Annotated in this window: 28 protein-coding genes; 16 read left to right on the plus strand and 12 right to left on the minus strand. The window is 43.8% G+C overall.

What is annotated here, in order from left to right:
- Positions 1–18 precede the first annotated feature (18 nt).
- Entirely contained in the window at positions 19–1,095 is a 1,077-nt protein-coding gene (locus L3V30_RS12335) for a nickel/cobalt efflux protein RcnA (protein WP_237309024.1), read from the minus strand.
- A 136-nt stretch (positions 1,096–1,231) separates the two neighbouring features.
- Between L3V30_RS12335 and rcnR the strand changes: the two genes are divergently transcribed.
- The 3 genes from rcnR to L3V30_RS12350 all read left to right on the plus strand — a co-directional run bounded on the left by rcnR (position 1,232) and on the right by L3V30_RS12350 (position 3,051).
- Positions 1,232–1,504, plus strand: a complete 273-nt coding sequence (rcnR, locus tag L3V30_RS12340) for a Ni(II)/Co(II)-binding transcriptional repressor RcnR (RefSeq protein WP_046873754.1) — start codon at positions 1,232–1,234, stop codon at positions 1,502–1,504.
- 195 nt (positions 1,505–1,699) lie between these two features.
- On the plus strand, positions 1,700–2,626 hold the full coding sequence (locus L3V30_RS12345; protein WP_237309025.1) for a zinc dependent phospholipase C family protein: 927 nt from the start codon (positions 1,700–1,702) through the stop codon (positions 2,624–2,626).
- Positions 2,623–3,051, plus strand: coding sequence for a hypothetical protein (locus L3V30_RS12350; protein WP_237309026.1), 429 nt, complete (start codon positions 2,623–2,625; stop codon positions 3,049–3,051). Before L3V30_RS12345 ends, L3V30_RS12350 begins: the two co-directional genes overlap by 4 nt.
- A gap of 124 nt (positions 3,052–3,175) precedes the next feature.
- On the opposite strand, the gene ppiC is transcribed toward L3V30_RS12350, so the two are convergent.
- A complete protein-coding gene (gene ppiC / locus L3V30_RS12355) occupies positions 3,176–3,517 on the minus strand; it encodes a peptidylprolyl isomerase PpiC (protein WP_074189873.1) in 342 nt (113 codons plus the stop codon).
- A 214-nt stretch (positions 3,518–3,731) separates the two neighbouring features.
- Here ppiC and L3V30_RS12360 point away from each other — a divergent pair, with 214 nt between their 5' ends.
- A complete protein-coding gene (locus L3V30_RS12360) occupies positions 3,732–4,646 on the plus strand; it encodes a chemotaxis protein (RefSeq protein ID WP_005392519.1) in 915 nt (304 codons plus the stop codon).
- A 100-nt stretch (positions 4,647–4,746) separates the two neighbouring features.
- On the opposite strand, the gene L3V30_RS12365 is transcribed toward L3V30_RS12360, so the two are convergent.
- From L3V30_RS12365 to hutW, 4 genes are all read right to left on the minus strand, one after another.
- On the minus strand, positions 4,747–5,283 hold the full coding sequence (locus L3V30_RS12365; protein WP_237309027.1) for an ATP:cob(I)alamin adenosyltransferase: 537 nt from the start codon (positions 5,281–5,283) through the stop codon (positions 4,747–4,749).
- Positions 5,284–5,379: 96 nt separating this feature from the next.
- Positions 5,380–5,910, minus strand: coding sequence for a heme utilization protein HutZ (hutZ, locus tag L3V30_RS12370; RefSeq protein ID WP_006742192.1), 531 nt, complete (start codon positions 5,908–5,910; stop codon positions 5,380–5,382).
- A gap of 56 nt (positions 5,911–5,966) precedes the next feature.
- The gene (gene hutX / locus L3V30_RS12375) at positions 5,967–6,470 is read right to left on the minus strand and encodes a heme utilization cystosolic carrier protein HutX (protein WP_124007549.1); all 504 of its coding nucleotides are present in this window, start codon (positions 6,468–6,470) and stop codon (positions 5,967–5,969) included.
- Positions 6,471–6,502: 32 nt separating this feature from the next.
- Positions 6,503–7,873, minus strand: a complete 1,371-nt coding sequence (hutW, locus tag L3V30_RS12380; protein ID WP_237309028.1) for a heme anaerobic degradation radical SAM methyltransferase ChuW/HutW — start codon at positions 7,871–7,873, stop codon at positions 6,503–6,505.
- Positions 7,874–8,033: 160 nt separating this feature from the next.
- Between hutW and L3V30_RS12385 the strand changes: the two genes are divergently transcribed.
- The 6 genes from L3V30_RS12385 to L3V30_RS12410 are packed head-to-tail and all read left to right on the plus strand — an operon-like array spanning position 8,034 to position 12,618.
- Positions 8,034–8,783 carry an energy transducer TonB gene (locus L3V30_RS12385; protein WP_041853118.1) on the plus strand — a complete coding sequence of 250 codons (750 nt, stop codon included), beginning with the start codon at positions 8,034–8,036 and terminating at the stop codon, positions 8,781–8,783.
- Positions 8,783–9,481: a MotA/TolQ/ExbB proton channel family protein gene (locus L3V30_RS12390; RefSeq protein ID WP_005392513.1), complete on the plus strand. Its 699-nt coding sequence runs from the start codon at positions 8,783–8,785 to the stop codon at positions 9,479–9,481. The genes L3V30_RS12385 and L3V30_RS12390 overlap by 1 nt, the downstream gene beginning before the upstream one ends.
- The gene (locus L3V30_RS12395; RefSeq protein WP_005392512.1) at positions 9,478–9,891 is read left to right on the plus strand and encodes a biopolymer transporter ExbD; all 414 of its coding nucleotides are present in this window, start codon (positions 9,478–9,480) and stop codon (positions 9,889–9,891) included. The genes L3V30_RS12390 and L3V30_RS12395 overlap by 4 nt, the downstream gene beginning before the upstream one ends.
- 28 nt (positions 9,892–9,919) lie before the next feature.
- On the plus strand, positions 9,920–10,789 hold the full coding sequence (locus L3V30_RS12400; RefSeq protein WP_012842436.1) for an ABC transporter substrate-binding protein: 870 nt from the start codon (positions 9,920–9,922) through the stop codon (positions 10,787–10,789).
- A gap of 9 nt (positions 10,790–10,798) precedes the next feature.
- Positions 10,799–11,836: an iron ABC transporter permease gene (locus L3V30_RS12405; RefSeq protein WP_237309029.1), complete on the plus strand. Its 1,038-nt coding sequence runs from the start codon at positions 10,799–10,801 to the stop codon at positions 11,834–11,836.
- Positions 11,836–12,618: a heme ABC transporter ATP-binding protein gene (locus L3V30_RS12410; RefSeq protein ID WP_225461259.1), complete on the plus strand. Its 783-nt coding sequence runs from the start codon at positions 11,836–11,838 to the stop codon at positions 12,616–12,618. Before L3V30_RS12405 ends, L3V30_RS12410 begins: the two co-directional genes overlap by 1 nt.
- A gap of 191 nt (positions 12,619–12,809) precedes the next feature.
- On the opposite strand, the gene L3V30_RS12415 is transcribed toward L3V30_RS12410, so the two are convergent.
- Positions 12,810–13,271 (minus strand): TetR/AcrR family transcriptional regulator, encoded by a 462-nt coding sequence (locus tag L3V30_RS12415; RefSeq protein ID WP_005392508.1) that lies wholly within the window; start codon positions 13,269–13,271, stop codon positions 12,810–12,812.
- 607 nt (positions 13,272–13,878) lie between these two features.
- Between L3V30_RS12415 and L3V30_RS12420 the strand changes: the two genes are divergently transcribed.
- Positions 13,879–14,178: a YfcZ/YiiS family protein gene (locus L3V30_RS12420; protein ID WP_005375307.1), complete on the plus strand. Its 300-nt coding sequence runs from the start codon at positions 13,879–13,881 to the stop codon at positions 14,176–14,178.
- Positions 14,179–14,252: 74 nt separating this feature from the next.
- On the opposite strand, the gene L3V30_RS12425 is transcribed toward L3V30_RS12420, so the two are convergent.
- A complete protein-coding gene (locus tag L3V30_RS12425) occupies positions 14,253–14,525 on the minus strand; it encodes a YnjH family protein (protein ID WP_046873765.1) in 273 nt (90 codons plus the stop codon).
- Positions 14,526–14,842: 317 nt separating this feature from the next.
- Between L3V30_RS12425 and L3V30_RS12430 the strand changes: the two genes are divergently transcribed.
- A complete protein-coding gene (locus L3V30_RS12430; RefSeq protein ID WP_046873766.1) occupies positions 14,843–15,442 on the plus strand; it encodes a hypothetical protein in 600 nt (199 codons plus the stop codon).
- A gap of 74 nt (positions 15,443–15,516) precedes the next feature.
- On the opposite strand, the gene L3V30_RS12435 is transcribed toward L3V30_RS12430, so the two are convergent.
- A complete protein-coding gene (locus L3V30_RS12435; protein WP_006742201.1) occupies positions 15,517–16,626 on the minus strand; it encodes a 1-acyl-sn-glycerol-3-phosphate acyltransferase in 1,110 nt (369 codons plus the stop codon).
- A 191-nt stretch (positions 16,627–16,817) separates the two neighbouring features.
- On the opposite strand from L3V30_RS12435, the gene L3V30_RS12440 reads away from it, so the two are divergent.
- Complete coding sequence (locus L3V30_RS12440) at positions 16,818–17,426, plus strand: hypothetical protein (RefSeq protein ID WP_005392502.1); 609 nt, start codon at positions 16,818–16,820, stop codon at positions 17,424–17,426.
- A 127-nt stretch (positions 17,427–17,553) separates the two neighbouring features.
- Here the strand turns inward: L3V30_RS12440 and L3V30_RS12445 are convergent, their stop codons facing one another.
- On the minus strand, positions 17,554–18,036 hold the full coding sequence (locus tag L3V30_RS12445) for a hypothetical protein (protein WP_006742203.1): 483 nt from the start codon (positions 18,034–18,036) through the stop codon (positions 17,554–17,556).
- 14 nt (positions 18,037–18,050) lie between these two features.
- Positions 18,051–18,584 carry a nicotinate-nicotinamide nucleotide adenylyltransferase gene (locus tag L3V30_RS12450; RefSeq protein ID WP_237309030.1) on the minus strand — a complete coding sequence of 178 codons (534 nt, stop codon included), beginning with the start codon at positions 18,582–18,584 and terminating at the stop codon, positions 18,051–18,053.
- 177 nt (positions 18,585–18,761) lie between these two features.
- On the opposite strand from L3V30_RS12450, the gene nadE reads away from it, so the two are divergent.
- Positions 18,762–19,592 carry an ammonia-dependent NAD(+) synthetase gene (nadE, locus tag L3V30_RS12455; protein WP_006742205.1) on the plus strand — a complete coding sequence of 277 codons (831 nt, stop codon included), beginning with the start codon at positions 18,762–18,764 and terminating at the stop codon, positions 19,590–19,592.
- Between the two features lie 82 nt (positions 19,593–19,674).
- Here the strand turns inward: nadE and L3V30_RS12460 are convergent, their stop codons facing one another.
- On the minus strand, positions 19,675–21,492 hold the full coding sequence (locus tag L3V30_RS12460; RefSeq protein ID WP_225461260.1) for a hybrid-cluster NAD(P)-dependent oxidoreductase: 1,818 nt from the start codon (positions 21,490–21,492) through the stop codon (positions 19,675–19,677).
- A gap of 268 nt (positions 21,493–21,760) precedes the next feature.
- Here L3V30_RS12460 and L3V30_RS12465 point away from each other — a divergent pair, with 268 nt between their 5' ends.
- Positions 21,761–21,925: a YqaE/Pmp3 family membrane protein gene (locus L3V30_RS12465; RefSeq protein WP_005375297.1), complete on the plus strand. Its 165-nt coding sequence runs from the start codon at positions 21,761–21,763 to the stop codon at positions 21,923–21,925.
- Between the two features lie 155 nt (positions 21,926–22,080).
- Entirely contained in the window at positions 22,081–23,109 is a 1,029-nt protein-coding gene (pyrC, locus tag L3V30_RS12470) for a dihydroorotase (RefSeq protein WP_048625318.1), read from the plus strand.
- Positions 23,110–23,188 lie beyond the last annotated feature (79 nt).

Below are 23,188 nucleotides of genomic sequence, written 5' to 3' on the forward strand. Positions count from 1 at the left end.
TAATAATTACAACAGAGCTTAGCTCATTAACGTCGTAAACCCGTGCATGCCCATATACATACCAACGGCACTAATCAAGATCCCCGATAGATAAGGTGCACGACGAGCCACATCGTTCAAACCACTCCACTTCGATGTTGCTTTTTGAACGCCCACTGCCGCGACAACACCAACCGCAACTAAAGTTAACGCTAGACCAATACTGAACGACACCACCAAGGTTGCACCAAGTGTCATGGCCTTAAGTTGCAAACAAATGAGTAAAACAGTGACCGCCGCCGGGCATGGTATTAACCCACCAGTCAAACCAAACAGAAGTATTTGTCCATTGGTAACATCTCGATCGCCAAAGCGCTTTTGAATATCTAGAGCGTGAGCACGCTCATGAGCATCTTGGTACTCTTTATTCTCACTTTCCGAATGGGAATCCGCATGAAAATGCACCTCGAAATCGTGGGTGTGATCATGGTGCCCGACCATCAATGTGACGAAAAAATCATCAGAGGCTTCAATACAGGAGGCAGATTCCAAATAGCCATCGCGCTCAATAAAGTGATAAATATCAGAAGGCTGTCTGATTGCGTTGGGTAGCACTAGTTTAACGTTTTCAGCCGTTAAAGGCTTACCGTTAAGTGTGCGTAACTGAAAACGGCAGTGATGCCCTTCTTCTACGATAGAAAGCGATAGATGCCCATGACCAGTATCGACAACTTGCGTTCTCCAGTCTCGAGCTTGCTTATGAGCTTTGTGCCAAGATCGCTCATCACTCCACGTTCTCCAGAACATCCATAAACCCGTCGAAACGATAATCACCCCAGAGATAAGCTGCATCCATGGCTCCGCAGCTTCTGCAGTAAATCTTTGGCTTATATACATCCCACCCGCAGCAATTATCCATACGATCGCCGTATGTGAAAGCGTTGCAGCCAACCCCAACATCACCGCCTGCTTCACTGTTCCTTTTACGGCCACAATAAACGCCGCCATCATCGTTTTTGAATGTCCTGGCTCTAATCCATGTAACGCTCCTAATAAAATGGCGCTGGGTATAAAAAACCATCCATTACCTTGTTGTAATAATGCGACAAAATCCATTGTTATTCTCAATATGCTCTTCTAAAGTTGCCCTAAACTATACTCCCCCCTAGTATTTTATACTACCCCCCAGTATAAGATGAGTGCTACATTATCAGTTAGAATCTCGCAGTCAGTAACTTAAAGAAGATAAGTCATGTCCCATACAACCAGAGATCAAAAGAAGCTCAATACCCGTGTCAGCAAAATACAGGGTCAGGTGAATGGTCTTAAAAAAATGCTGGAAGAAGAACATGAGTGCCAAGATGTGTTGCAACAAATCGCTGCAATTCGAGGGGCTGTAAATGGCTTAATGAAAGAGGTGATCAAAGGCCATCTGATCGAACACGTCGTATTGGAGGAAGAATTAGAAAAACGTGAAGCTGATATGGAAGTTGTACTTAAAGTGTTGGACTCCTATATCAAATAACACGATTTCATTAATTTTTTGAAGTGCCATTATCGATTTTCATTAAAATAGATAACGCAAGTCCTAAGGCGATAATTTGCAAATGCCTCGCTCGATATCCAATACATAAACATTATTTTTATAAGACTCGAGTCGCAACGAACATATTGTCCGCATAGTAAACTCCATGCATTCAAACTGTACATGGAGGTTACTATGCCTGGTGCTTTCGCACATATCACAGCGGTAAATGAAGCTTCTGCTAATAATGCATTGATGAAGTTAAACATACCTCAAGAAGCAAAAAAGGCTTTAGCTCAAAATAAACGGTATTTAGAGCTCGGTTGTGTGAGCCCCGACTATCCTTACCTTGCTCTAATGAATTCTGCGCAAAATAAATGGGCAGATAAAATGCATTACAACCACGTTGGTAAGCTAATTGATGCTCTTATTCAGCAGGTAAAGGCCGCAGATAACGAACACTTTGAAAAAACCTTCTCATGGTTATGTGGCTTTGTAGCACATGTAGCAACCGATATTACTCTTCATCCTGTTGTTGAATTAAAAGTGGGCCCTTACGCAGAAAACGCCCAGCAACACAGAATTTGTGAAATGCACCAAGATGCTTATATTTGGCCGTCCAGGATGCAACTCGGAAGTATTGGCCTTGCAGATAGAGTCAGAGAAAACATCGGCAGTTGTGTGGACCAGAATAACAACAACCTAATAGATCCTGTTATTCGTATTATTTGGTCTAATGCTCTTTCAGCTACGTATCCCGAATATGCTAAAGAATGCAAACCTGACGTAAACGTCTGGCACGAAGGATTTCAATCCGTTGTGGACAATGCTGAGGAGTCGCATCGCTTATTTCCTTGGGCGAGGCATGTGGCTTCTAAACTAGGGTTAACTTACCCGCTTCCAAACGAAGTTGACTCTACTTATATTCAGGATTTAGAAACGCCAGATGGTATTAAGCACTACGATGAAATTTTTGATAAGGCGATTAAGACAATCCAAATATTTTGGGAAAAGCTGGCAGCTTCCATTTATGAAAACCAAGATACTGGCTTTTTTGAAAATTGGAATTTAGACACTGGCCGAAATGAAAACGGACAGCTTAGTGCTTGGAGAAATCTATGAAGCTAATCATCGTTATCACCCTTCTTCTCTCATTGACTTCTTGCGCTAACAGCTCTCAATATTCTGAAGAGGTCATGTTTGATATGGCCTCAATTTTAAAAGATGTAGCCCAAGCTGTTGACGGTGAGCTCAAGTTTGGTGACACAGCTGGACTAACAGAGAAAGAAATATTCGAAAATGCGATGTCAGCTAATCCAGCTCAAATCACCAAACTCTCACAGTTAGCTATCGATGGAAACATTTCTAATTATCGAATTCTTTCAGAGTTTCAAGGTAATAATGCAGTTATGTTGATATGTGACGGGGATACAGCACTAATGGAAGATGCAGGTTGCAACTCAGAATTTGATAAGATCTATTGGGACTCCCCAAAACCTTACTCATGCCAAATCAAACTTGATGCGGCATCTCTTTGTACTGATTAACAGTAGGGAAAATAGAGGAAATTTATGAGTAATACATGGCTTTAACTTATGCCTGTCATGTATTACTCACAATATGCAGAAACAGGTAATATTTAAAAAGCTCAAGCTTACCTGTAAGAAATCACTACGTTCTGTAAAGCACTTTTACAACATGCCAGCCGAACTTGGTTTTGACTAGGTGTGGCGTCAGAACCTCGCCAGAAAAGCACACTTTGTCGAACTGAGGTACCATTTGACCACGGCGGAACTCACCAAGATCACCACCGCGCTTACCTGACGGGCAAGTGGAATACTTCTTCGCTAGTGTCTGAAACTTTGCGCCTTTTTTCAGTTGCTTGATAATGTCTTCTGCTTGCTCTTTGTGCTTCACAAGAATATGTAATGCGGCTGCTGTATTTGCCATTGATCTATCTCTCACTATTCTGGTCGCGCAAGTGTACCCAATCCCTTTTAACACGCCAAACATTTCTTGTTTATGCCTAGGCGGCTTCAAGGTTCAAATACATGGGACTATAAAACTTTCGGCATAACAAGATTAAAATACAACCAAGTTTTGCTCAGTTAATCACTATTCTTTAAGAGATTGTCTAAAAAGCTCACATTTGTCTCTCCGATGGTTGAAGCCTTCGTCTGATAAGATTAGATTAGACACAATTCGGTGGTATTTATAAGGTTATTTCATGGCAAAAGTCGTTAGTAAAGCGAATCAATCTCAGGGCATGTTGATGTTCAAACTCACCCTGCAACAGAGTTTCGCGATAGGCACGCTAAAAGTCCGTGAAATCGTTCCGTATATGCCAACCACGAAGATCCCTTACTCGCATCATCACGTCATTGGCACCGTTACAATACGTAACTTAACAGTGCCTGTGATCGACATGTCAGCGGCTGTCGGCTTTCGTCCTATCAGTGAAGAAGAATACAAGAATTGCTACTTGATCGTGACAGACTGTTTGCGAACCGTGGTCGCCTTTATGGTTCGTAGTATTGAGAAGATCATTGAATGCGATTGGAAAGCCATTGAAACCCCACCAGCGAGCGCTGGGAAAAATATTTTCGTAACAGGTATTACTCGCTACGAAGACAAAACGGTTCAGATGCTGGATGTAGAACTGCTACTTTCCAAAATTTATCCGCAATACGAAAACTCAAAGATCCCGATGCTGACAGATGTTGAACGTGAGCGCCTAAAAGCATTAAGCATTCTTTTGGTGGATGACTCTTCCATCGCTCGTAAACAGCTGTGTGATGCTCTTGATAGTATCAATATCGGATACCAAATTTGTAAAAATGGTTTAGACGCATTAGAGCTGATGAAAAGCGAGGCTGAGGCTCATCGACCAATCGATATTTTGGTCAGTGATATTGAGATGCCAGGGCTTGACGGCTACGAGCTAGCATTCGAAGTACAAAATGACTCCGCTCTTAATCACTCATACCGCATTTTGCATACGTCGTTATCGAGCGAAATCTGTGTAGACAGAGCTCACCAAGTTGGCGCACACGAGGCGCTTGAGAAGTTCAATGCTGGTGAGCTGATTGAAGCCATGCTGCGCGGAGCAAAAGAACTAGAAGCCAAAGCTATGGCTTCTTAACTCTAAACTAAACAGCCAAGAAGCAAATTGTCGAATATGGTGTTTTGCGGCCATTTTTTCGCGCAGAAGCTTTGATGCTCGCAGCTGCTAGTTTCTCAGGTCACTTCTTTGGCATCGAGTAACTACGAGATACAAACTCTGTCTCTTCGACTTGATTGATGTGATTAATATAAGAAGCCAAGCTATAAAGTACATTCGCCAATAAGTTCGCGTAACGAAATAGAATGGGGGCAGGTTGCTTCTTACCTGCATGTTCGATCGCAACTAATGCTCGTACCGTTTTTTTAGCTTGGCAGCGGCACAAATGCAATTGACTGGATGCAGGGTACCCTCCGGGTAGAACGAAACCTTTGAATCCACCATCAATGCGTTGCTTAAGCAAATCATAATCTGCCTTTAGCTCCTCAACTTCCGCTTCTGTAATCGCCAGCTTTCCGCGAACCGAACCATTTAGGTGATAAACATTAGGCTGCATTCTTGTCAGTATATCGCGGCTAAACTCGTCCAGATCCATCGCGAGAACTAAACCAATACGACTACAAAGTTCATCTGCCGTGATTTCAAAGTCACAAACTGGACTGTCCTCGTAAATAAAGGGATAGCAAATCTCGCTCAATTCCTTGCTCACAGGCTTCATGCTTTTGTTCCAATATAAAAAGGGAGCCAGTATAACCTAACTCCCCTTATGCGTTCATTATTCCGAATATTCGATATTTACATGACCGGTTTACAATCAAGCACTTTCGATTTTCTTGTGACCTTCTTGAAGGTGAACAAAGTCCACTAAATCGTCGCCAGAGACTTGATACGCTTGACCAAAGCCTTTAACAAACAGTCCCGATTCTGGCTTTAAGTTAAACAACACGAAATCCTCTAGTTGGCTGAGACCATCAATTATCTCCCCAAAACGTTCTTTCATTTGTCCAACAACTTGGTGCCACATCTCCGTGTCACGCTCAACCACATTTGCCACAGCATCAAAAGTTAAGCGCTTACGAGCAAACAACTGCTTTGAAGATTCTTCATCTTCGATCATCATCAAAGAAACGTTAGGATTTTCTAGAAGGTTACGAGCATGACGAGCGATTTTAGAAATGAGTACGAAGTAGCCTTCCTGATTTTGGACATAAGGCGCGTAACTTACATTAGGGCGACCTTCCGCATCGACAGTTGCAAGCTGAAGCGTACGACGCTCCTGACGAAACTCTTTGATCTCTGGCCCTAAACGACCTTGCAAACGCTCTTGTTTAACTTGTTGATCCATATTGATACCTGACTTTACTAATTAGTATTCGAGTTGAGCCTCGATTATGTTTGTGATTACTTTTTCAATTCGGCTTGTAAGGCGCGGAATGCGGTGACTTGATCTTCAAGTAGCTCGCGCTTTTCGTTACGGCCTAAATAAACTTTGAAAATATTGCTTCCGCACTCAGAGAAAAAGCCAAAATAGTGACTCTCTCTACTCATAAACGGTTTGCTGACCAACGCAACATTTTTAACATTATCTAGCTTCAAGTGACCGTGTAGCTCACCTTCTCTGCCCATTAAATTGTAATAGCCACGCGCTACTTTTCCCTTTGGGAATGGCGCTTTGACTTCAAAAATAGAGCCAAAAGAGTGAACAATAGTCGTCACTGGGCCGAAACCAACCAAACCTTCTAGAATGCTTTGTGCTTGCGCTCCTGGAGCGATGGCCACCATTTCCTGCGGTAAAGCCGCAACAACCTCAAATTCAGAAATACCGAGACGTTCAGCCATCGCAGCTGGCAATAATTGTGGTTCTTGCTCTAGTAATACTTCAACTTGTTGCTTGATTGATTCCATTGTGTCTTCCGTTTTTGTTCAATTTGTTTTCATTAATTATTGGATACTTTCGGTACGGTTTCGTTCATCTCTGACGTAAGTACCTGAATACAACCTTGAGCCAATGAAACAGCCCAGAAACTACCAGCAAGAGTAAGAACTAGGCTGCGTTCATGCAGTTCCACTAAACCTTTTTGCTGCCACACTTTAAATAGAGGCATTAAAAATCCGAACGTGTCCTCCCCCATAAACGATGGCAGTTGGTTTGCCTGAACGATACCGCGATCAAACCCGGATTTGAGTGCAGCAAATAGTGGATCTAGAGGGCTTTGCTTCATCATCATAGCGATGGTGCTTTGCCCTTCTTTGATGGCTTTAATATAGGTCGCCAATGTGCGATGTTGCATCATCCCGTAACCACCGATATTACCTCCAGCGCCACAGCCAATTGGCAGTACCTCTGCATATGTCTTGGCTAAACTGTTGTATAAACTACGTTCACGGTTGTCGATTGCCCAATGGTTCACACTCAGTTGCTTCATATGGTGTTTGGCCATAAAGTTCACACCGAGCTCATACATGCCTGCTTTTTCTGGCGTGGTAGCTGGTGGGGGGATTTTTCCTTTTTCTACAAGGTTAAGCATGGGTGCTGAACCACCGACTACCAACTGATATAAGTCCAACCCGTGTGCGCCAGTCGAGAGGAAATCATTTAAATCTTGCTCTAACACTTCTTTGGTTTGATAAGGCAAGCCGTAGAGTAAATCGATAATGACAGGAATTTTGTCTTCGTTGGCAATCTCGCTAACTCGCTTGAGCACATCTTCTCTATCATCTAATCGTTTCGCGCTGCGACGCACTTGTGTATTAAAACTTTGCACACCAAAAGAGAAACGATTAAATCCACCGTCTAGAGCGCCTTGGTATAGCTCATCAGAAAAACGGTTGATGCGACCTTCTAAGGTGATTTCACAATCCGAGGCCAAAGGAAAGTGCTCATGAATCGCCTGACCTAACACGCGAACCTGTGCTGGAGACAGATCCGTTGGCGTTCCACCACCGATATACACAGCATGGAAAATACCGTTTTGTGTCCAAGGCAATGCAGCTTTCTCCTTGAGCTCCTGCATCAGTGCGTCAAAGTACTCATCAACCAGTGTGCGGCTCGCAGCATTTTGAAAGAAGTTACAAAAGGTGCAACGTACGCGACAAAATGGAACGTGAATATAAAGACAACGTTTATTGGTCGCTTTAACCGAGTTAGCGGTAACGCTTGAAAAAATCGCCTGCTGCTGAGGTGGAGGTACAGGCACGCTAGCTCCGCCAGCGTGTGCCGAATGTTTCTTAACAAAGGCAAATCGCAATGGGTCAGGGCTATCGCTTCCCAGCACTGATTCGTCAAATTTATCGATATCGACGCTCATATATACTCGCTTAGCTCCCACCATATAAGGGGTAGAGGCTGGTCTTTAAAAATCTGCAAGAATCATAATTTGAGCGTAATGATAATGCAATTGATAATTGATATTATTTCGGTTGTGAGTAATAATCTGCTCAAGTTTTCATAGTTTCCCGAGATATTCCGTGAACGTACAAAGATATGTCATTGCAGGAGGTGCTTCCCTTGCCATCCATGCCGCACTTCTTTTTGTTTCTCAAGAAACGAAAGTGTTCGCGATGCCTGCTGGAAATCCAGCAAGTTCGGTAAGTTTAAACCTTGTATCGGCACCACCACCTACCGTCGAAAAATCCACGCCAGAAAATGTGGCGCCACCAAAAGAGCCGCAGCCTCAGGAGCAGCCTGAGCCAGAAAAGAAGATCGTAAAGAAACAGGTCGTTAAGAAAGACGCTGTTAAGAAAAAGGTAGTGAAGAAAAAAACAGAGCCGATTAAACAATCTAAGCCTAAGACGGTGGAACCAGCCAAAGCCGTAACAAAACAAGAGAATCAGCCCGAAGCCAAACCGAAGAAAAAAACGGAACCGGCGAAGAAAGAGATGGTCGCTCAGCAAACCGCGCCAGCGAGCCAATCCAAAGGGGCAACGTCTCAACCTATTTTGGTCGACAAACCAACGTTTGTGAATCAACCAACTCAGCCTCGCTACCCAAGATCTGCACAAAGACGCGGTATCGAAGGCGTAGCCTTATATGAAATATGGCTCGATGAAAATGGCAATCAAATTAAACAGGTTTTGATTGAGTCTTCCGGCACAGAATCGCTGGACGCCTCAGCGCTTCGTGCCATCAAACAGTGGCAATTTACACCACATATTTCGGGCGGGCTAAAAGTGGCTCACCGAGTACAAGTACCTGTTCGTTTTAAGTTGGATGGATAATGGAACAACTACAAGAATTACAAACTCAACTTGGCCTAATGACATGGCCTTTGATCATTTGCTCAGCCCTCACCGTCATGATCATTACCGAGCGGTTATTCCACGTTTTGATTAGCCTTGGCGTCGGGAAACGAGCCATTCGCCAAAAACTCATTGGGTTAGACCCAACGAATGGAAACGATCTTGAGACGCTTGCAGAAGAATTGTCGCATAAGCGACCGCTCCTTTATCGTGGCGTTGCCATGTTGCTTGCCCATCACTCTTTCTCAAAGTCTCTAAGAGAAGATGCCGCAGGCATTTGGCTACAAGAAAAACGTCATCAGCTGCATTCTGGCCTTCGCTTACTGACGTTGATTGGCGTCATTAGCCCTTTGATTGGTTTGCTTGGTACGGTACTTGGCTTAATTGAGATGTTCAAAGGCATCGCTGTCTCAACGGGGAATATCACCCCGAATGATTTGGCAGACGGTCTAGGTTTGGCCATGCGCACTACTGCAGCAGGTCTTATTATCGCCCTTCCTGCGATTTCAGGAGCACAAATCATTGGTTTGTGGGCGGATCGTGTGATCGCCAAACTCGAACACACATTAAACTATGTCAACTTATGGCTTGAAGGTATCTCTCTGCAACACGTGTCGCCAGACAATTCAACATTAGCAGTGCGCTCTTCTGCAAAGGTCGAGGCAGAAGCACAATGATTAAAACGCCACAAGACAACACTCGTAACGACTTAACTCCTGATTTAACACCGCTGTTGGACATCATTTTTATCGTAATGGTTTTCCTGATGTTAACTGCAGCGGTCAAGCTCGATTCATTAGATGTCAATTTACCGAGTACAGAATCTCAGGCCGTTGCAGATGTCGATAAGCAATCCATCACGGTAAACATTCTTAAAGACGAGCCTTACTGGGCCATTAACGGCAAGACATACATCGATTGGGACAACTTTACCCTCGCGCTGCTAGAAGAGAGTAAATCAAGCGATAAACCGATTGTGATTGGAGCAGAAAAAACCGCGAACATTCAGTCGCTAGTTCAACTTCTCGGCTTTTTGCAAGAAAACGGAATTCAGGCAACTCAGTTACTCACTGAAGAGCCATCATAAAAATAAGTAAGATAGAGATCCTTTCAAAATGAAGAACACACGTGCCACCATTCATGCTGTTGTTACGGCAGCCATTTCCCTACTTGCGAGTAGCCAACTTTTTGCCAATGAAACACCATCATCAGAGCGTGTTGTTAGTGCAGGCAGTGCCGTCACTGAACTGTTGCTTGAACTCGACGCCAAAGATAGCTTGGTTGCTATCGACGTAACCAGTCAGTTACCAAAAGGCATGGAACTGCCTAAAGTAGGCTACCATCGCCGCCTTTCAGCAGAAGGGTTGCTCGCCTTACGTCCGACAAAAGTCATTGGCTCTGATGAGATGGGACCGAAAACAGCATTGAACCAATTAAAAGCGGCGGGGGTAGATGTAGAAATCGTCAATACCGATGCCAACGTTGAGGGCCTTTACCAACGTATCGATCAAATTGCGAACCTTATGAATCGCCAGGCTAAAGCGGAAGATTTAAAGCAAGATGTGAAAGCGCAAGTTCAAGCACTCAATGCAAATCAACCTGCTCAAGCTCAGAAAAAGAAAGTACTGTTTCTACTCATCCATGAAGGTCGACCTGCGAACGTTGCAGGATCAGAAACCACACCCGATGCAATTATTCAGCTAGCAGGCGGACTAAACCCAGCTGCTGACCAGCTGTCTTCTTACAAGCCTTTATCCACAGAAGCCATGGTAGAGATGCAGCCTGACGTTATTCTCGTTAGCGGTCGCAGCTATGAAACGCTGGGCGGTGCCGATGCGATTTTAAAAGCAATGCCACTTCTCGCCGCAACACCTGCGGGAATGAATAAAAATATCATCACGATTGACGGTCACGCCCTTGTTGGTGGTTTGGGTCTTAAAAGCCTTGTAGAAGCCGAACGTTTGAATGCGCTGCTTTACCCATAGAGACATGACATGTTGTTAAGACGTATCTCCCTTTCAACGACGTTATCCGTACTTAGCGGCTTTTTAGCATTTGTTGCTATCGCCTCTATTACAGTAGGTCCAATGAGCATTAGTTTCACTGACAGTTTGCGTAGCCTAACAGGAAGCAGTTCTGATCTCGCTCCTCACATTCAGTTGGTGATTAACGAGATCCGATTACCTCGCACCATTTTGTGTATGTTCATCGGCGCCATTTTGGCAATTTGTGGTGTGGTTATGCAGGGCTTATTCCGTAACCCGCTGGCCGAGCCTGGCATCATTGGTGTGTCTGCTGGTGCTGCACTTGGCGGTGCGTTCGCTATTGTTGTATTTGCAGAGTTTAGCCAAAACTATCCGCAACTAATGAACTTAGCTGCGCTGCCTCTTTTTGCTTTCCTAGGTGGTGCGTTGACGACCATTCTCGTTTATAAGCTCGGCACAAGTAAATTTGGTACCTCAGTTACGATTATGTTGTTAGCTGGTGTTGCCATCAGCGCGCTTTCAGGAGCGGCGATCGGTTACATGAACTTTATTGCTGATGATCAGATGCTACGAGATCTAACACTTTGGTCGATGGGCTCATTAGCTGGCGTAAATTGGTCGGGGATAGGCCTATCCGCTGTCACGCTGGTCGTCCTATTATTCTGGTTCCAGAAAAAATCGATGGCGCTGAATGCTCTTCTGCTAGGTGAGTCCGAAGCAAGACACTTGGGAGTTCCGGTCCAAAAACTCAAACGACAGCTTATTTTGCTCTCTGCATTGGGGGTTGGTATTACGGTGAGTATTAGTGGTGCAATTGGTTTTATCGGGCTCGTGATTCCTCACTTAGGACGCATGCTAGCAGGCCCCGACCATCGAACGCTACTGCCAATCTCTGCACTCATGGGAGCGCTGCTTCTTACCGCTGCTGATATGTTTGCTCGTATTGCCGTGGCACCAGCAGAATTACCCGTCGGTATCGTGACCGCCTTGATCGGCGCGCCCTTCTTCATCTACTTATTGTTCCAGCAGAAAGGGAAGATTTTGTAATGAACCAGATCGTTTTATCGGGTAAAAACATTTCGATGAAATATGGCAAGCGCATTGTTCTCGATGACATCAATATTGATATCCGAGCTGGTGAAGTGACCGCCCTACTCGGCCCCAACGGTGCGGGCAAAAGTACTTTGCTCAAGCTTCTGTGTGGTGAAATCTCTTCAAATCATGACATCGCCTACTTCGGTAAACAAAAGCATGATTGGGAGCCAGAAAAAAGCGCAAAACACATTGCGATGCTCCCTCAGCACAGTACGTTGACCTTCCCATTTTTAGCCAGAGAAGTGGTCGAATTAGGTGCGATTCCGCTATCGCTGTCCAATAAAGAAACCACTAAGTTAGCTTTACATTACATGAAACAAACCGATGTACTGCATTTGGCAGAAAGCCTCTATCCATCTTTATCTGGTGGCGAAAAGCAACGATTACATCTAGCACGCGTGATGACACAGCTACACCAATCTGGCGAGGAACGAATCTTGATGCTTGATGAGCCAACCTCTGCGTTAGATCTCGCCCACCAACACAACACGTTAAAGATTGCTCGTGAGGCCGCGAAAATACAGAACGCCGCAGTCGTTGTCGTGTTGCATGACTTGAATTTAGCCTCCCAGTACGCAGACCGACTTGTACTTTTGCATAAGGGAAAACTGGTTTGTGATGACACACCATGGAATGCACTGACGCCAGAGCGCATTGAGCACGTTTATGGCTACCGCTCCATCGTGACAAAACATCCAACTTTAGACTTTCCTCAGGTACACGCCGCCACTTAGCGTGTATCTCTTCTGAGCCGTCTCTTCTGCTTTCCAAACGACAAAGGCCCGCAATAATCATATTGCGGGCCTTTGCTTTGATATTTAATCGAATCTTGAGCTCAAAAGAGCGGCGAGAAAATTACTTTGTTCTGCCTTGGCTTTACAACCAAAGCAGCAAACAAGTGTTCATCTAGCGCTCTCAATTGCTATTACTTACTCATTTGGATCAATGAACGACCAATCAACCACTCGAGCTCTTTGTCACCACCTGCGCCAAACTGGCTTTCAACCATTTTGTATAAACGGTCAATACCGTTAGCAGCAAATTCTTGCGCATTTTCGGCCGTGACAATGTGATGGAATAGCAGTCGTAAAATCGCGAGGAACTCAGCATCTTCCAGTGCTTTAATCCAACTTTGTGAAAATGCACTTAGCCCTTTATCAAACTCTAGGTGTTCAATAAACATTTTAAAGATACGGCCATCCAGTGCGGCGGTGAAGTCCGTTTTCTTAGGGAAGTGATGGCTAATACCGGTACGAGATATACCTGTCTGCTGACTTAGAGTCGTGTACGACATTTTGTCGTAACCTAGTCTTAGTAGCTGATCAACAACGGCATCCATGATCTTTTGGATAGTGATTTCGGTATCTTCTTTACTACGCTTTGGCATATTTTAAGCTCTTCTCTTTGTAAATCCATCTAACTCACTATTAAATGAGGCCAGAATGAAATCATTCTTAGCATTATACCCAAGTTGCCCAAGGCACTTCGTTAAGCGAAACCTAAAAATTGAACCGCTAACACCTGCGCATTAAGGCCATTTGGATATATGTACTGCGACTACTTAATATAAAGTTAAGTTCCAAATCATAACGTCTTTACAGTGCGTAATGTGCAATTTGCAGTTATGTTTTTGTCAATACATGCTACTCAAAATAAGGCGAAAAGTTAGTCTCATCAAAACCTTGCGCCAATTATTCATCGAAACTATTCAAAGACCAAGAATGATAATTATTAAAAATAATCAATCAAGAAATAGTCTTATAAATTGTCCATTAGTTCAACTGGGCTGAGCGAAATCTCGTCACTATGTTCGTTAATTGATTTTAAATGTTGATATATATCACATTAACGTTCTTGATGATTTAGTAATCCAATCTTTAACCCTTACTTAACAAGCGCCTATTCTGTTCTTTTTTTATTCAAAACTCGTCATTTTTGTAGATACAGATCAAATACCTGATAGAATACCCTTAGTATTTACAAGAGGATTCGTTATGAGTGTCGAATTAGAAAAAAACCAAGTATGTGAAGCTTGCGGCTGCGCAGGCGAGATTGGCTTCATCATCAAAGAAGGTGACGAAGTTGCCGACGTAACGGTTTTCGCACAGACAAAAACAGAGCTAGAGTCTGAACTACAAAAATACATTGAGCTCGCTAAATCAGTATGTGCTGATGTTGAATACAATGTTTCTGAAATAACAGAAGAGTCAAACCAAGCGACGGCTCGATTCAAATTTGAAGTAAGTGCTGAAAAGCTTATCTTTGAATTAAAAACTCGCTCACTCGCGCGTTAATGGAAAAAGCGAGCTCTGTGCTCGCTTTTTTATTTTTCCGTTATCCTAATATTAAACAGACCGTTTTTTGGCGTTTATTTATCTTTTTTGAATACCACCCACTTTAACGAACCATTCGTTTCAAAATCGTTCTCAGCTGTACACATCAGTAATACACCCTCAACATTAATCACGGCTCCGGTGGTGTAGGCTTTATCATCGTAGTAACAGATACGCTGACCTACCTTGCCGTCAGCGACCACCAGCGCTTTGCTTTCTGGCGTACTGTATGATTTAGCAAAAGCGGCCCCAGATAGTAGTACTGCTACAACACCAGCGACAAAAATAGACACTCTTTTTAACTTCATGAAAATCTCCCTCAGACGCTCATGATACTAACAAGGACGCTTGTTCAGTTCTTGGCAGAACCTCATATTCTTCATATCTCTACTGATATTTTTCTCACATTTACTTTTAAATAAACCATATAATCAATCACTTAATCATTCCCTAACTTGCACACTGAAGCAACTCGGCATCGTGAGAGCGTGTATGCTTTCAGATAAAGCCCTAATTTGAAGTTCTTGGGCTAAAAATCAAAAACTGTTAACAAAGTATGCATAATGAGTCTATTTAAGTATAAGATGAGCACTTAAGATCTCTATGTTTAACTAAGTCTCTGGCTATGCGTATTGTTTCCCTTTTCCTTACTTTGATGCTGCTCTGCTTCTCATCTTACGCATATGAGCTAGATTACTACTCTAAGTTTGGTCACACCGATAATTACGGTAATCTTGATCTACGAAACAAACCTTACACCCAATTACCTTCTGGGTTAGTGGTCAAAGGCAACTTAAATATCTCGCAAACCCCGATCAAAAAGCTGCCTAAGGGGCTTGATGTTGGAGGCAGTTTGGAAGCAACCAACAGCGCGCTCAAAACCATTCGCTCAGGTACAAAGATAAAAGGTTATGCGAATCTACTGGGTAGTAAGATCGAAAGCTGGCCTAGGGGCATCAAACTCGGCGGTTATCTGAACTTGACGGATACACCATTAAAAACGCTCCCAGCTAAACTTCGAGTCAAAGGCGATTTAAGTGTTATTCGCACTCCTATCTCTGCTCTTCCTGAAGGATTGGTGGTTGATGGTAACCTTTATATAGGAGGATCCGCGCTACAAGTATTTCCAGACACGATGACGGTGAAAGGGAATATCTTTTTAGGTGGTAACAAGATCACCAAGTGGCCTAGCAATTTAACCCTTGGCGGGGCTGTTGCACCTTAAAAAGCAGACAAGAAAAAGCCCCGGGAAACCGAGGCTTTAAGGCGTTCATAATCCATCAAGTTCAGTGATGAATATTACTCTTGATTGTTCACTGGGTTGGCATAGCTCGCCACCAAATAAGGTCTTGCCCCTTCAGGTAACTGCTCCAATTTATCCGCGAGGTGACGCTTCACCGCCTCTGTGATGATGCTTGAATCTTCGCGTCCAGCAGCTAGCAAGTTGATTGGGTACAACTTGTAGTTGTTGTGAATTTGGCGGTCGATTTCGCCGGCAAGAGATTCTGGCGTTTCAAACTCTTGATCAATCACATCACCAAACGCGACATGCACACGGCCTTTATAACCAATGATGCCCTGAATGATGCTTTCGATATCTTCAAATTCACCTTTTTCATAACGGCCATTTTCTGCTTTTTCGTACAGCTCTTTTGCTTTGGCAATGTCACATGGATCATTTTCATAGGCAATCGAGACAGGAACGATTTTCAAAGAACGCGTGTATTCACCAAAGCTGATCTTCTGCTTGCGACCTTCAACATGGAACATTTTTAAAATCGCAGGATCAGTAAAGTCGTTTCCATCTTTAGCTCGACCTTCCTTTTGGGCAATCCAAATTGAATTACCGGTATCAAGCGAGTGTTTAATGTAGCTCGACAGTTGTCCTAATGCTTTCATCATTTCTCTAGGCGCCTTAGCAGAGCGCTTAACGATGAAGCTTTTATTGAGTCGCATCAATTCTGTCGCACATGGCTTCTTCAGCAGGTTGTCACCAATCGCAATACGAACTGTACGGTGCCCACTTTGGTACAAGCCATAGTTTACTAGCGCAGGGTCCATCGCAATATCACGGTGGTTAGAAACGAATAAGTACGACGTGTTTTTATCCAGCTTATCCAAACCAGAAAAAGTGACGCCATCCGTTGTCTTATTCAATGTATCTTTCAGATACTTCTTCACTTCAATCTGAATCGCTTCTACAGAATCAAGCTTGCTCCATTTAGCTTTCAGGTAGATGCGCAGGATCGGGCTCATTAGCGTTTTAAACCACGCTGCTTTATTAGCAAAGCGATGATCGAGAATAGCAGTGATAAATTCATCATCTTGGATTAGACGATCCAGCGCTGCTGGAATTTCTTCGTCATTGTAAGGACGAATTTCAATATAAGGATCGGTATTGGCAGTCATTGTTCATTACATATCAAAAAAAGCTGGCACATTTTACGCATAGTTTTGCTGACAAGCAGCATTTCAACCCATACTTTTAACATGGTCATACCAGTTAAGCTACAATTTCTCATGCTAAAAAATTCTCTCAGCTGGTTGGAATCGTATAGGTTTAACGTTACCCTTAGCGCCAAAAAACACTGGTACTCATAATGAACTACGCAATTGAATTTCACGACGCTAAATACCCCTTTCTTGAAGTAGCTGCGCGCAAAAAAGCACTGAAGCACAGTCTGCTGTCTGTCGTCGAAGGGTTAGCCGTCATTAAATTGGGTAAGCAGGAGTATGCCATTGAACCAGGCCAATATTTTTGGATTCCTCAAGGATGTTTGAGCTCCCTCACCTTTTTACCTAATTCTCGTGTATATCGTTGTGATTTTTCTGTGCGTTTAAATGATGACTTCTCACAACAAGCAGGGTTTGTGAAACCTTCACCGCTGCTAAAAGCCCTCGTCGAGAAACTAGCAACAACAGCCGAGCGCTCAGATCTGCAAACCGATCTGCTGACGGTAGTAAGACATGAAGTATTGACTCTCTCTCCTAAACTAGCGCACTCAACGTTAACAAAAACCATCAATCAGTGGACGCCTGGTTGTGACATGGACATTTCTAAAGAGCTGTGCTTGGTACTCACACTCCGTGAAGCAAGAAAAATGAAGCTGTCGGGAAAGAAAGAAGAGCAGATTGTCGATACGCTTTTTGCGGGTAACACAGAAGAGTATGAGCAACTTTGCTTTTTGGTCTTTGGAGAATCGCTATAAGTCGCACTCTAACGAGCCATCTTTTCAGTATTACGCAGAGTAACGCGCGCAGAAAATAGAGACTCAGATAAAAATAAAAAGGGCGTACATGGATGATGTACGCCCTTTTTATGTTCGCTCAAGATGACTAGAAGGGAACTTCAATCTGCATCATCCAGTCAGCGTCGTAATATTCGTGCCAACGATAATCAAATCGCATTCTTGGCTGTCCGTCGGATTTATCACCAAAACCCACGCTAAACATCAGGCCATGACTACGGAGCCACTCTTCTGTGTCCATTTTGCTCTCTTCGTCTCGGAGCTCTTCCGGCATCCAAAAACCAAGCCCAAAATAATTCTTTTCTAGATTTTGGGTTAGGAGTGGTGTGTCTTCCGGCTTAATCGCCCACTCTTCCCAATAGTTTTCTGTTGGCCCTTCGAATTTCGCTTCCGCAGCATACCAAATCAACGCATCCGTACTTAATACGCCAATGGAATCTAAAATTTCTTCACAGATAGGAAGGGTGTTATCTTCAAACACAACAGAACGATCAGAAAAATAGTTACACGCAGAATGAGCTTGTGTGACCACAAGCAGCGCACATGCACTAAATACGGCTAATCTGACCATGAAAATCTGACCTCTCAGTTCCCAGATAATGTTTCTTTGTATAAGCCTTCGTTAAGCAACAATTCACAGACGGACGGGGTTGTGTAGGCGCTTATGTCTTCACCCGTAACCAATGCGTTACGTATATCCGTGCTTCTGACTTTTACTTTTTCAGGGCACGCCATAACAGTCCAACGTTCCATAATCTCTTCTGCTCTACTAAATTTAGCAAATTTGAAGAAATTATCAGGACCTATGACAAAAGTTATATCGGCTGTTGGGTAGATTTCTTGAATTTTTTCTAACAACGCATAGGTTGTCACACTTTGTCCGGGTTGGTACAAAGCTTGCTCTGCATCAGAACGCCGAACATTAGAAAGTCCCATATCTTTGATGAATGCATCAACCATTTTGCACCGAGTTGGGTAATCGAGCATATTCTTGCCCCAAGCGTGTGCAATGCTAGGTTCAAGTAGCACAAGGTCAAAGTGGCTCAATGACTCAATAACACTTTTGTGCCCTAAACTAGGTGGGTTAAATGCACTACCAAAAATGACGATTTTTTTCATATCCGGTGATTACCTGGTTGAAGAGAGTTTTCTAATCTGATGATTTCGGTATGATACTACTAATCTTTACAGCTTTTGACCCTAAAGTCGTGTTTATCAGTCTCAATTGCATGGTTTATCACCATTTGAGCAAGCGGGCTTTGGTGTCTGAAATATTTGCAGGAAAAGGAACCCTAAATGGAACAATCCATCCGTGATGAAATGCGTGTACTCCCTTCAATTGATCCGCATTTTGAAATTGAACGCCGTATTGCTTTTATTAAGCGTAAGCTACAAGAAGCAGGTTGTAAGTCACTGGTGCTTGGCATTAGTGGCGGTGTTGACTCAACCACGTTAGGTCGCCTTGCCCAGCTTGCAGTAGAACAATTGAATGCGGAATCTGGTACTGACAAATATCAGTTTATCGCAGTACGTCTGCCTTACGGTGAGCAAAAAGATGAAGATGAAGCGCAACTGGCACTCTCTTTCATCAAGCCAACACACTCTGTGTCTGTGAACATTAAAGATGGTGTTGACGGTTTGCATGCGGCGACTGATACCGCATTGCAAGGGACGGGCCTGCTTCCGACTGAAGCCGACAAAATTGATTTCGTAAAAGGTAACGTAAAAGCGCGAGCTCGTATGATTGCACAATATGAAATCGCTGGTTACGTTGGCGGCTTAGTATTGGGAACAGACCACTCAGCAGAGAACATCACCGGTTTTTATACTAAGTTTGGTGACGGCGCGTGCGACCTTGCCCCTCTATTTGGTTTAAGCAAACGTCAAGTCCGCGAGTTGGCTGCAACATTAGGCGCACCAGAACTACTTGTTAAGAAAGTACCAACGGCAGATCTAGAAGAACTAGAGCCGCAAAAAGCAGATGAAGATGCTCTGAACTTAACTTATGAACAGATCGATGACTTCTTAGAAGGCAAACCCGTTCCGCAGCAAGTGAGTGATCGTCTGGTAGCGATTTACAAAGCAACGCAGCACAAACGTCAGCCAATCCCGACGATTTACGACTAAGCGATATTTTCCGTTCACTTTTAAACTCAAAACGCTGCTAAAGTTAGCAGCGTTTTTATTGAGAACCGGGGAGCCTTCTCGCTTAGTTTGTTACCGTCACGTCCGTCTCTGGAACAGCACAACACGCCAATACGGTTCCCATCGCACGTTCCTCATCTGTCAACGCAGGCACGTCCGGATGATGTACTTGACCCGACGTAAGCTGAACCTTACACGCTCCGCATAAGCCAGCACGGCAGCTATTGCTAACAACCTTCCCTGCGTCTTCAAGCTGATCTAACAACGTTTTCTGATTATTCCCTACAACTTTCGTCCCATTAAAATCGATCGCTATGCTCTTCTCTGGTCTTGAAGTGACTGAAGATACGCCAAACGCTTCTTGATGGTAGTTTTCTTCTGGCAGCCCTTTTCTTAGTAGGAGATTTTTCGCTTTCTCCATAAAACCATCAGGACCACACACAAACACTTGGCGCTGTTCAATATCTTTGATTTGCTTAATGTGTGACAAACTTAAACGCCCTTTTAACCCAAACCAATCAACGGCAGGCTGCGTCAAGCAGATTTTCACTTCTAACCCCGGGTGCTTACGCTTTAACTGCTCCAACTCAGAGCGACAAGGAATATCATTTTCGGTACGACATTGATGGTAGAAAACCACGTTCTCCAACTGATTGTGATCCGCTAAGTAACGTACCATCGATAGCATTGGTGTTACTCCACTGCCTGCAGAGAGTAACAATAGAGGCTGCGCTTCATGAGTTTTTAGGTGGAACTGGCCATCAGGTTGTTCTGCCTCTAAAACATCACCGACTTGTAAATTGTCTAAGAGCGAATTAGAGACTCTTCCACCTGCAATACGCTTAACAGAAATAGCATAGCGACCCGGACGAGACGGACTGGATGATAGCGTATAGCGTCGGCCCACTTTCTTACCATCAATATTCACCTCTATTGGCAGGTGTTGTCCTGGCAAGTAATTAGGTAAAGAACCTTTGTTTGGTTCTAACCATAAGGTCAAGAAGTCTTGGGCGATTTCTTCACGCTCAACACATGTTAACGTCATGCGCACTGGCGAGTTATCTGCGTAAAACTCCGGTTCTTTGTACTCCAATACTTCAACTTTATCGCCTTGACGAATAATGCCTTCATTTCGCGCGACAAGATTTTGCCCGAAGAACACACCACCGACATCGTTTGCACGGAACTGTTGTAAGGTTTTAAGTGGCTCCTTGCTCTCTCGGAACGTGCCTCTTTGAGTATTCACCGTAGTCAGGATACAGCGCTCGCAAGGTTTGAGAGACTCAAACTCTACCTCACCGATTCGTATGCGCTTCCATGAATCTTCTTCAAACGGCTTGGTATCAGAGACCACTAAGTTAGTACGGAACTGATCCATTGAATGTAGCTCTGAACTTCTTCGGTTCAGCTCATCAAGTGAAGCTTGGCTGATCACTAAAACCGGATAACCATCAGCAAAACTGACGTTTTGACCTAGCTTTTCACGGACACGATTCGATTGCTCACCACTAAACAACAACTCAACGCGCTGCCCCAACACACGACTAAACCAGTCATCTGCATCATCTGTCGTGGTATAGGCAGTAAACGTATCTTTCCAAACCGTTGCAGGTGTCTCCTGCATTTTGAAATCTTGGTAACGGATTTTAAGCGGCTCCATCCCCAAACTGCTAAACACCACTCCATCGGACAATAAGGCGGACTTAATGGTTACCATTTGCGGATACTTTCTCGCGGTAATCATAGCGCCATCAGCTTTCGCAATCATAAAACGACGATCGAAGCTCAATCCTTGCTTCTCAACCCATACTGACGACAGCGATAATCCGCCAACTGACTTAACCGGAAAAACATTAATTTGGGACAAAATGGGTTGCGACATAGCCTTCTTCCTACAGGGTGTTTTTTATTTGTTGCAGTATTGTATACCCAAATCACATTAAGGTGCAGAGTCTATTGCCGCTTCATCCAACTCAATTTTTTCTGAATGCTATTCTTATAAATTTGGTTTGAGCGACAAGTATTTACTACACTCAACATTCGCGTTTTTTAACATCGTTCTGACCAAATACCGTTTGATAAAGTGTGATACGGCACACATAATTCATCTGAGTTATCACTGCCCCCATTTATTGATTTGGAGCTTAATTATGGATACAAGAAAACTGGTTCTGATTTTGTTATGTATCTTTCTTCCGCCTGTCGCGGTGTTTATGGAGAAAGGTCTAAATAAAGACTTTTTGATTAACCTAATATTGACGTGTTTCTTCTTTCTGCCGGGTACGATCCACGCGCTTTGGTTAACAATGAAGTAATCACTTACACTCTCACTCTGTAGAAAAGTGAAAAATGGGATGAAATGTGAGGGCAATTCCTCTATCATCCTGTCGCCTAAGCGCAAGCGTTTGCTCAAAAGCAAATACGGCGCTTGGGCTCCAATCAGACAACTTTTCAATGGTGGGAGCAATTAATGACAACACTGACAATCACTCGTCCTGACGACTGGCACGTTCACTTACGCGATGGGGAAGTTCTTAAAGACACCGTTCGCGACATCAGCCGCTACAATGGCCGTGCGCTGATCATGCCAAATACCGTCCCACCAGTTACTACAACTGAGCTCGCCCTAGCCTACCGTGACCGAATTCTAAAAGAGCAACATGGCGAACAGTTTGAACCTTTGATGGCGCTTTACCTCACAGACAACACCACACCAGATGAAATACGTAAGGCTAAAGCCACCGGAAACATTGTTGCTGCCAAGCTTTATCCTGCTGGAGCTACCACAAACTCAGATTCCGGTGTGACCAATGCGAAGAACATTTACCACGTTCTCGAAGCGATGGAAGAAGTCGGAATGTTACTTTTGGTTCATGGCGAAGTAACACATCACGATGTTGATATCTTCGACCGAGAGAAAGAATTCCTTGATACTGTCCTCGCTCCTATCGTCAATGACTTCCCTAATCTTAAAATCGTTCTAGAACACATCACTACCGCCGACGCAGCAAACTTCGTTAATAACGCCTCAGATAACGTAGCTGCTACCATCACTGCTCACCATCTTCTTTTCAACCGTAACCATATGCTTGTGGGTGGTATTAAACCTCATTTCTACTGTTTGCCAATTCTTAAGCGCGGAACCCACCAGCAAGCGCTGATCGAAGCAGCAACTAGTGGTAGCAAGAAGTTTTTCCTAGGTACAGACTCGGCACCACATGCGAAAGGGGCAAAAGAGTCCGCTTGCGGTTGTGCTGGTTCTTACACTGCACACGCAGCGCTAGAGCTTTATGCAGAAGTATTCGAGAATGAAGGCAAGCTGGAAAACTTGGAAGCGTTTTCAAGCTTCAATGGTCCTGATTTTTACGGCATTGCGCGCAACACAGATACGGTAACGTTAGAAAAATCCGCTTGGGATGTGCCGGAAACGATGCCATTTGGCAATGATATCGTTGTGCCTATTCGAGCAAATGAACAAATTGAGTGGAAAGTGAAGTAACTACTTTACTGACGTTCCATCCATAAAAGAGGGTCATGCCTTTCTGTGAAAAGAAGTCATGACCCTTGTTGTTCTTGTC

Source organism: Vibrio sp. A1-1 (assembly GCF_021728175.1).
In the GTDB taxonomy this organism is placed as follows: domain Bacteria; phylum Pseudomonadota; class Gammaproteobacteria; order Enterobacterales; family Vibrionaceae; genus Vibrio; species Vibrio diabolicus.

Bases quoted from the DNA above. Each gene is read 5' to 3' on its own strand.
- L3V30_RS12420 (WP_005375307.1), top strand. From the start codon at position 13,879: ATGAGTGTCGAATTAGAAAAAAACCAAGTATGTGAAGCTTGCGGCTGC.
- L3V30_RS12445 (WP_006742203.1), bottom strand. From the start codon at position 18,036: ATGGTCAGATTAGCCGTATTTAGTGCATGTGCGCTGCTTGTGGTCACA.
- L3V30_RS12440 (WP_005392502.1), top strand. From the start codon at position 16,818: ATGAACTACGCAATTGAATTTCACGACGCTAAATACCCCTTTCTTGAA.
- hutW (WP_237309028.1), bottom strand. From the start codon at position 7,873: ATGAGCGTCGATATCGATAAATTTGACGAATCAGTGCTGGGAAGCGAT.
- L3V30_RS12335 (WP_237309024.1), bottom strand. From the start codon at position 1,095: ATGGATTTTGTCGCATTATTACAACAAGGTAATGGATGGTTTTTTATA.
- rcnR (WP_046873754.1), top strand. From the start codon at position 1,232: ATGTCCCATACAACCAGAGATCAAAAGAAGCTCAATACCCGTGTCAGC.
- L3V30_RS12435 (WP_006742201.1), bottom strand. From the start codon at position 16,626: ATGACTGCCAATACCGATCCTTATATTGAAATTCGTCCTTACAATGAC.
- L3V30_RS12345 (WP_237309025.1), top strand. From the start codon at position 1,700: ATGCCTGGTGCTTTCGCACATATCACAGCGGTAAATGAAGCTTCTGCT.
- L3V30_RS12450 (WP_237309030.1), bottom strand. From the start codon at position 18,584: ATGAAAAAAATCGTCATTTTTGGTAGTGCATTTAACCCACCTAGTTTA.
- L3V30_RS12400 (WP_012842436.1), top strand. From the start codon at position 9,920: ATGAAGAACACACGTGCCACCATTCATGCTGTTGTTACGGCAGCCATT.
- L3V30_RS12465 (WP_005375297.1), top strand. From the start codon at position 21,761: ATGGATACAAGAAAACTGGTTCTGATTTTGTTATGTATCTTTCTTCCG.
- ppiC (WP_074189873.1), bottom strand. From the start codon at position 3,517: ATGTTTGGCGTGTTAAAAGGGATTGGGTACACTTGCGCGACCAGAATA.
- L3V30_RS12460 (WP_225461260.1), bottom strand. From the start codon at position 21,492: ATGTCGCAACCCATTTTGTCCCAAATTAATGTTTTTCCGGTTAAGTCA.
- hutZ (WP_006742192.1), bottom strand. From the start codon at position 5,910: ATGGATCAACAAGTTAAACAAGAGCGTTTGCAAGGTCGTTTAGGGCCA.
- L3V30_RS12430 (WP_046873766.1), top strand. From the start codon at position 14,843: ATGCGTATTGTTTCCCTTTTCCTTACTTTGATGCTGCTCTGCTTCTCA.
- hutX (WP_124007549.1), bottom strand. From the start codon at position 6,470: ATGGAATCAATCAAGCAACAAGTTGAAGTATTACTAGAGCAAGAACCA.
- L3V30_RS12425 (WP_046873765.1), bottom strand. From the start codon at position 14,525: ATGAAGTTAAAAAGAGTGTCTATTTTTGTCGCTGGTGTTGTAGCAGTA.
- L3V30_RS12410 (WP_225461259.1), top strand. From the start codon at position 11,836: ATGAACCAGATCGTTTTATCGGGTAAAAACATTTCGATGAAATATGGC.
- L3V30_RS12350 (WP_237309026.1), top strand. From the start codon at position 2,623: ATGAAGCTAATCATCGTTATCACCCTTCTTCTCTCATTGACTTCTTGC.
- L3V30_RS12365 (WP_237309027.1), bottom strand. From the start codon at position 5,283: ATGAAGCCTGTGAGCAAGGAATTGAGCGAGATTTGCTATCCCTTTATT.
- L3V30_RS12405 (WP_237309029.1), top strand. From the start codon at position 10,799: ATGTTGTTAAGACGTATCTCCCTTTCAACGACGTTATCCGTACTTAGC.
- L3V30_RS12415 (WP_005392508.1), bottom strand. From the start codon at position 13,271: ATGCCAAAGCGTAGTAAAGAAGATACCGAAATCACTATCCAAAAGATC.
- nadE (WP_006742205.1), top strand. From the start codon at position 18,762: ATGGAACAATCCATCCGTGATGAAATGCGTGTACTCCCTTCAATTGAT.
- pyrC (WP_048625318.1), top strand. From the start codon at position 22,081: ATGACAACACTGACAATCACTCGTCCTGACGACTGGCACGTTCACTTA.
- L3V30_RS12360 (WP_005392519.1), top strand. From the start codon at position 3,732: ATGGCAAAAGTCGTTAGTAAAGCGAATCAATCTCAGGGCATGTTGATG.
- L3V30_RS12390 (WP_005392513.1), top strand. From the start codon at position 8,783: ATGGAACAACTACAAGAATTACAAACTCAACTTGGCCTAATGACATGG.
- L3V30_RS12395 (WP_005392512.1), top strand. From the start codon at position 9,478: ATGATTAAAACGCCACAAGACAACACTCGTAACGACTTAACTCCTGAT.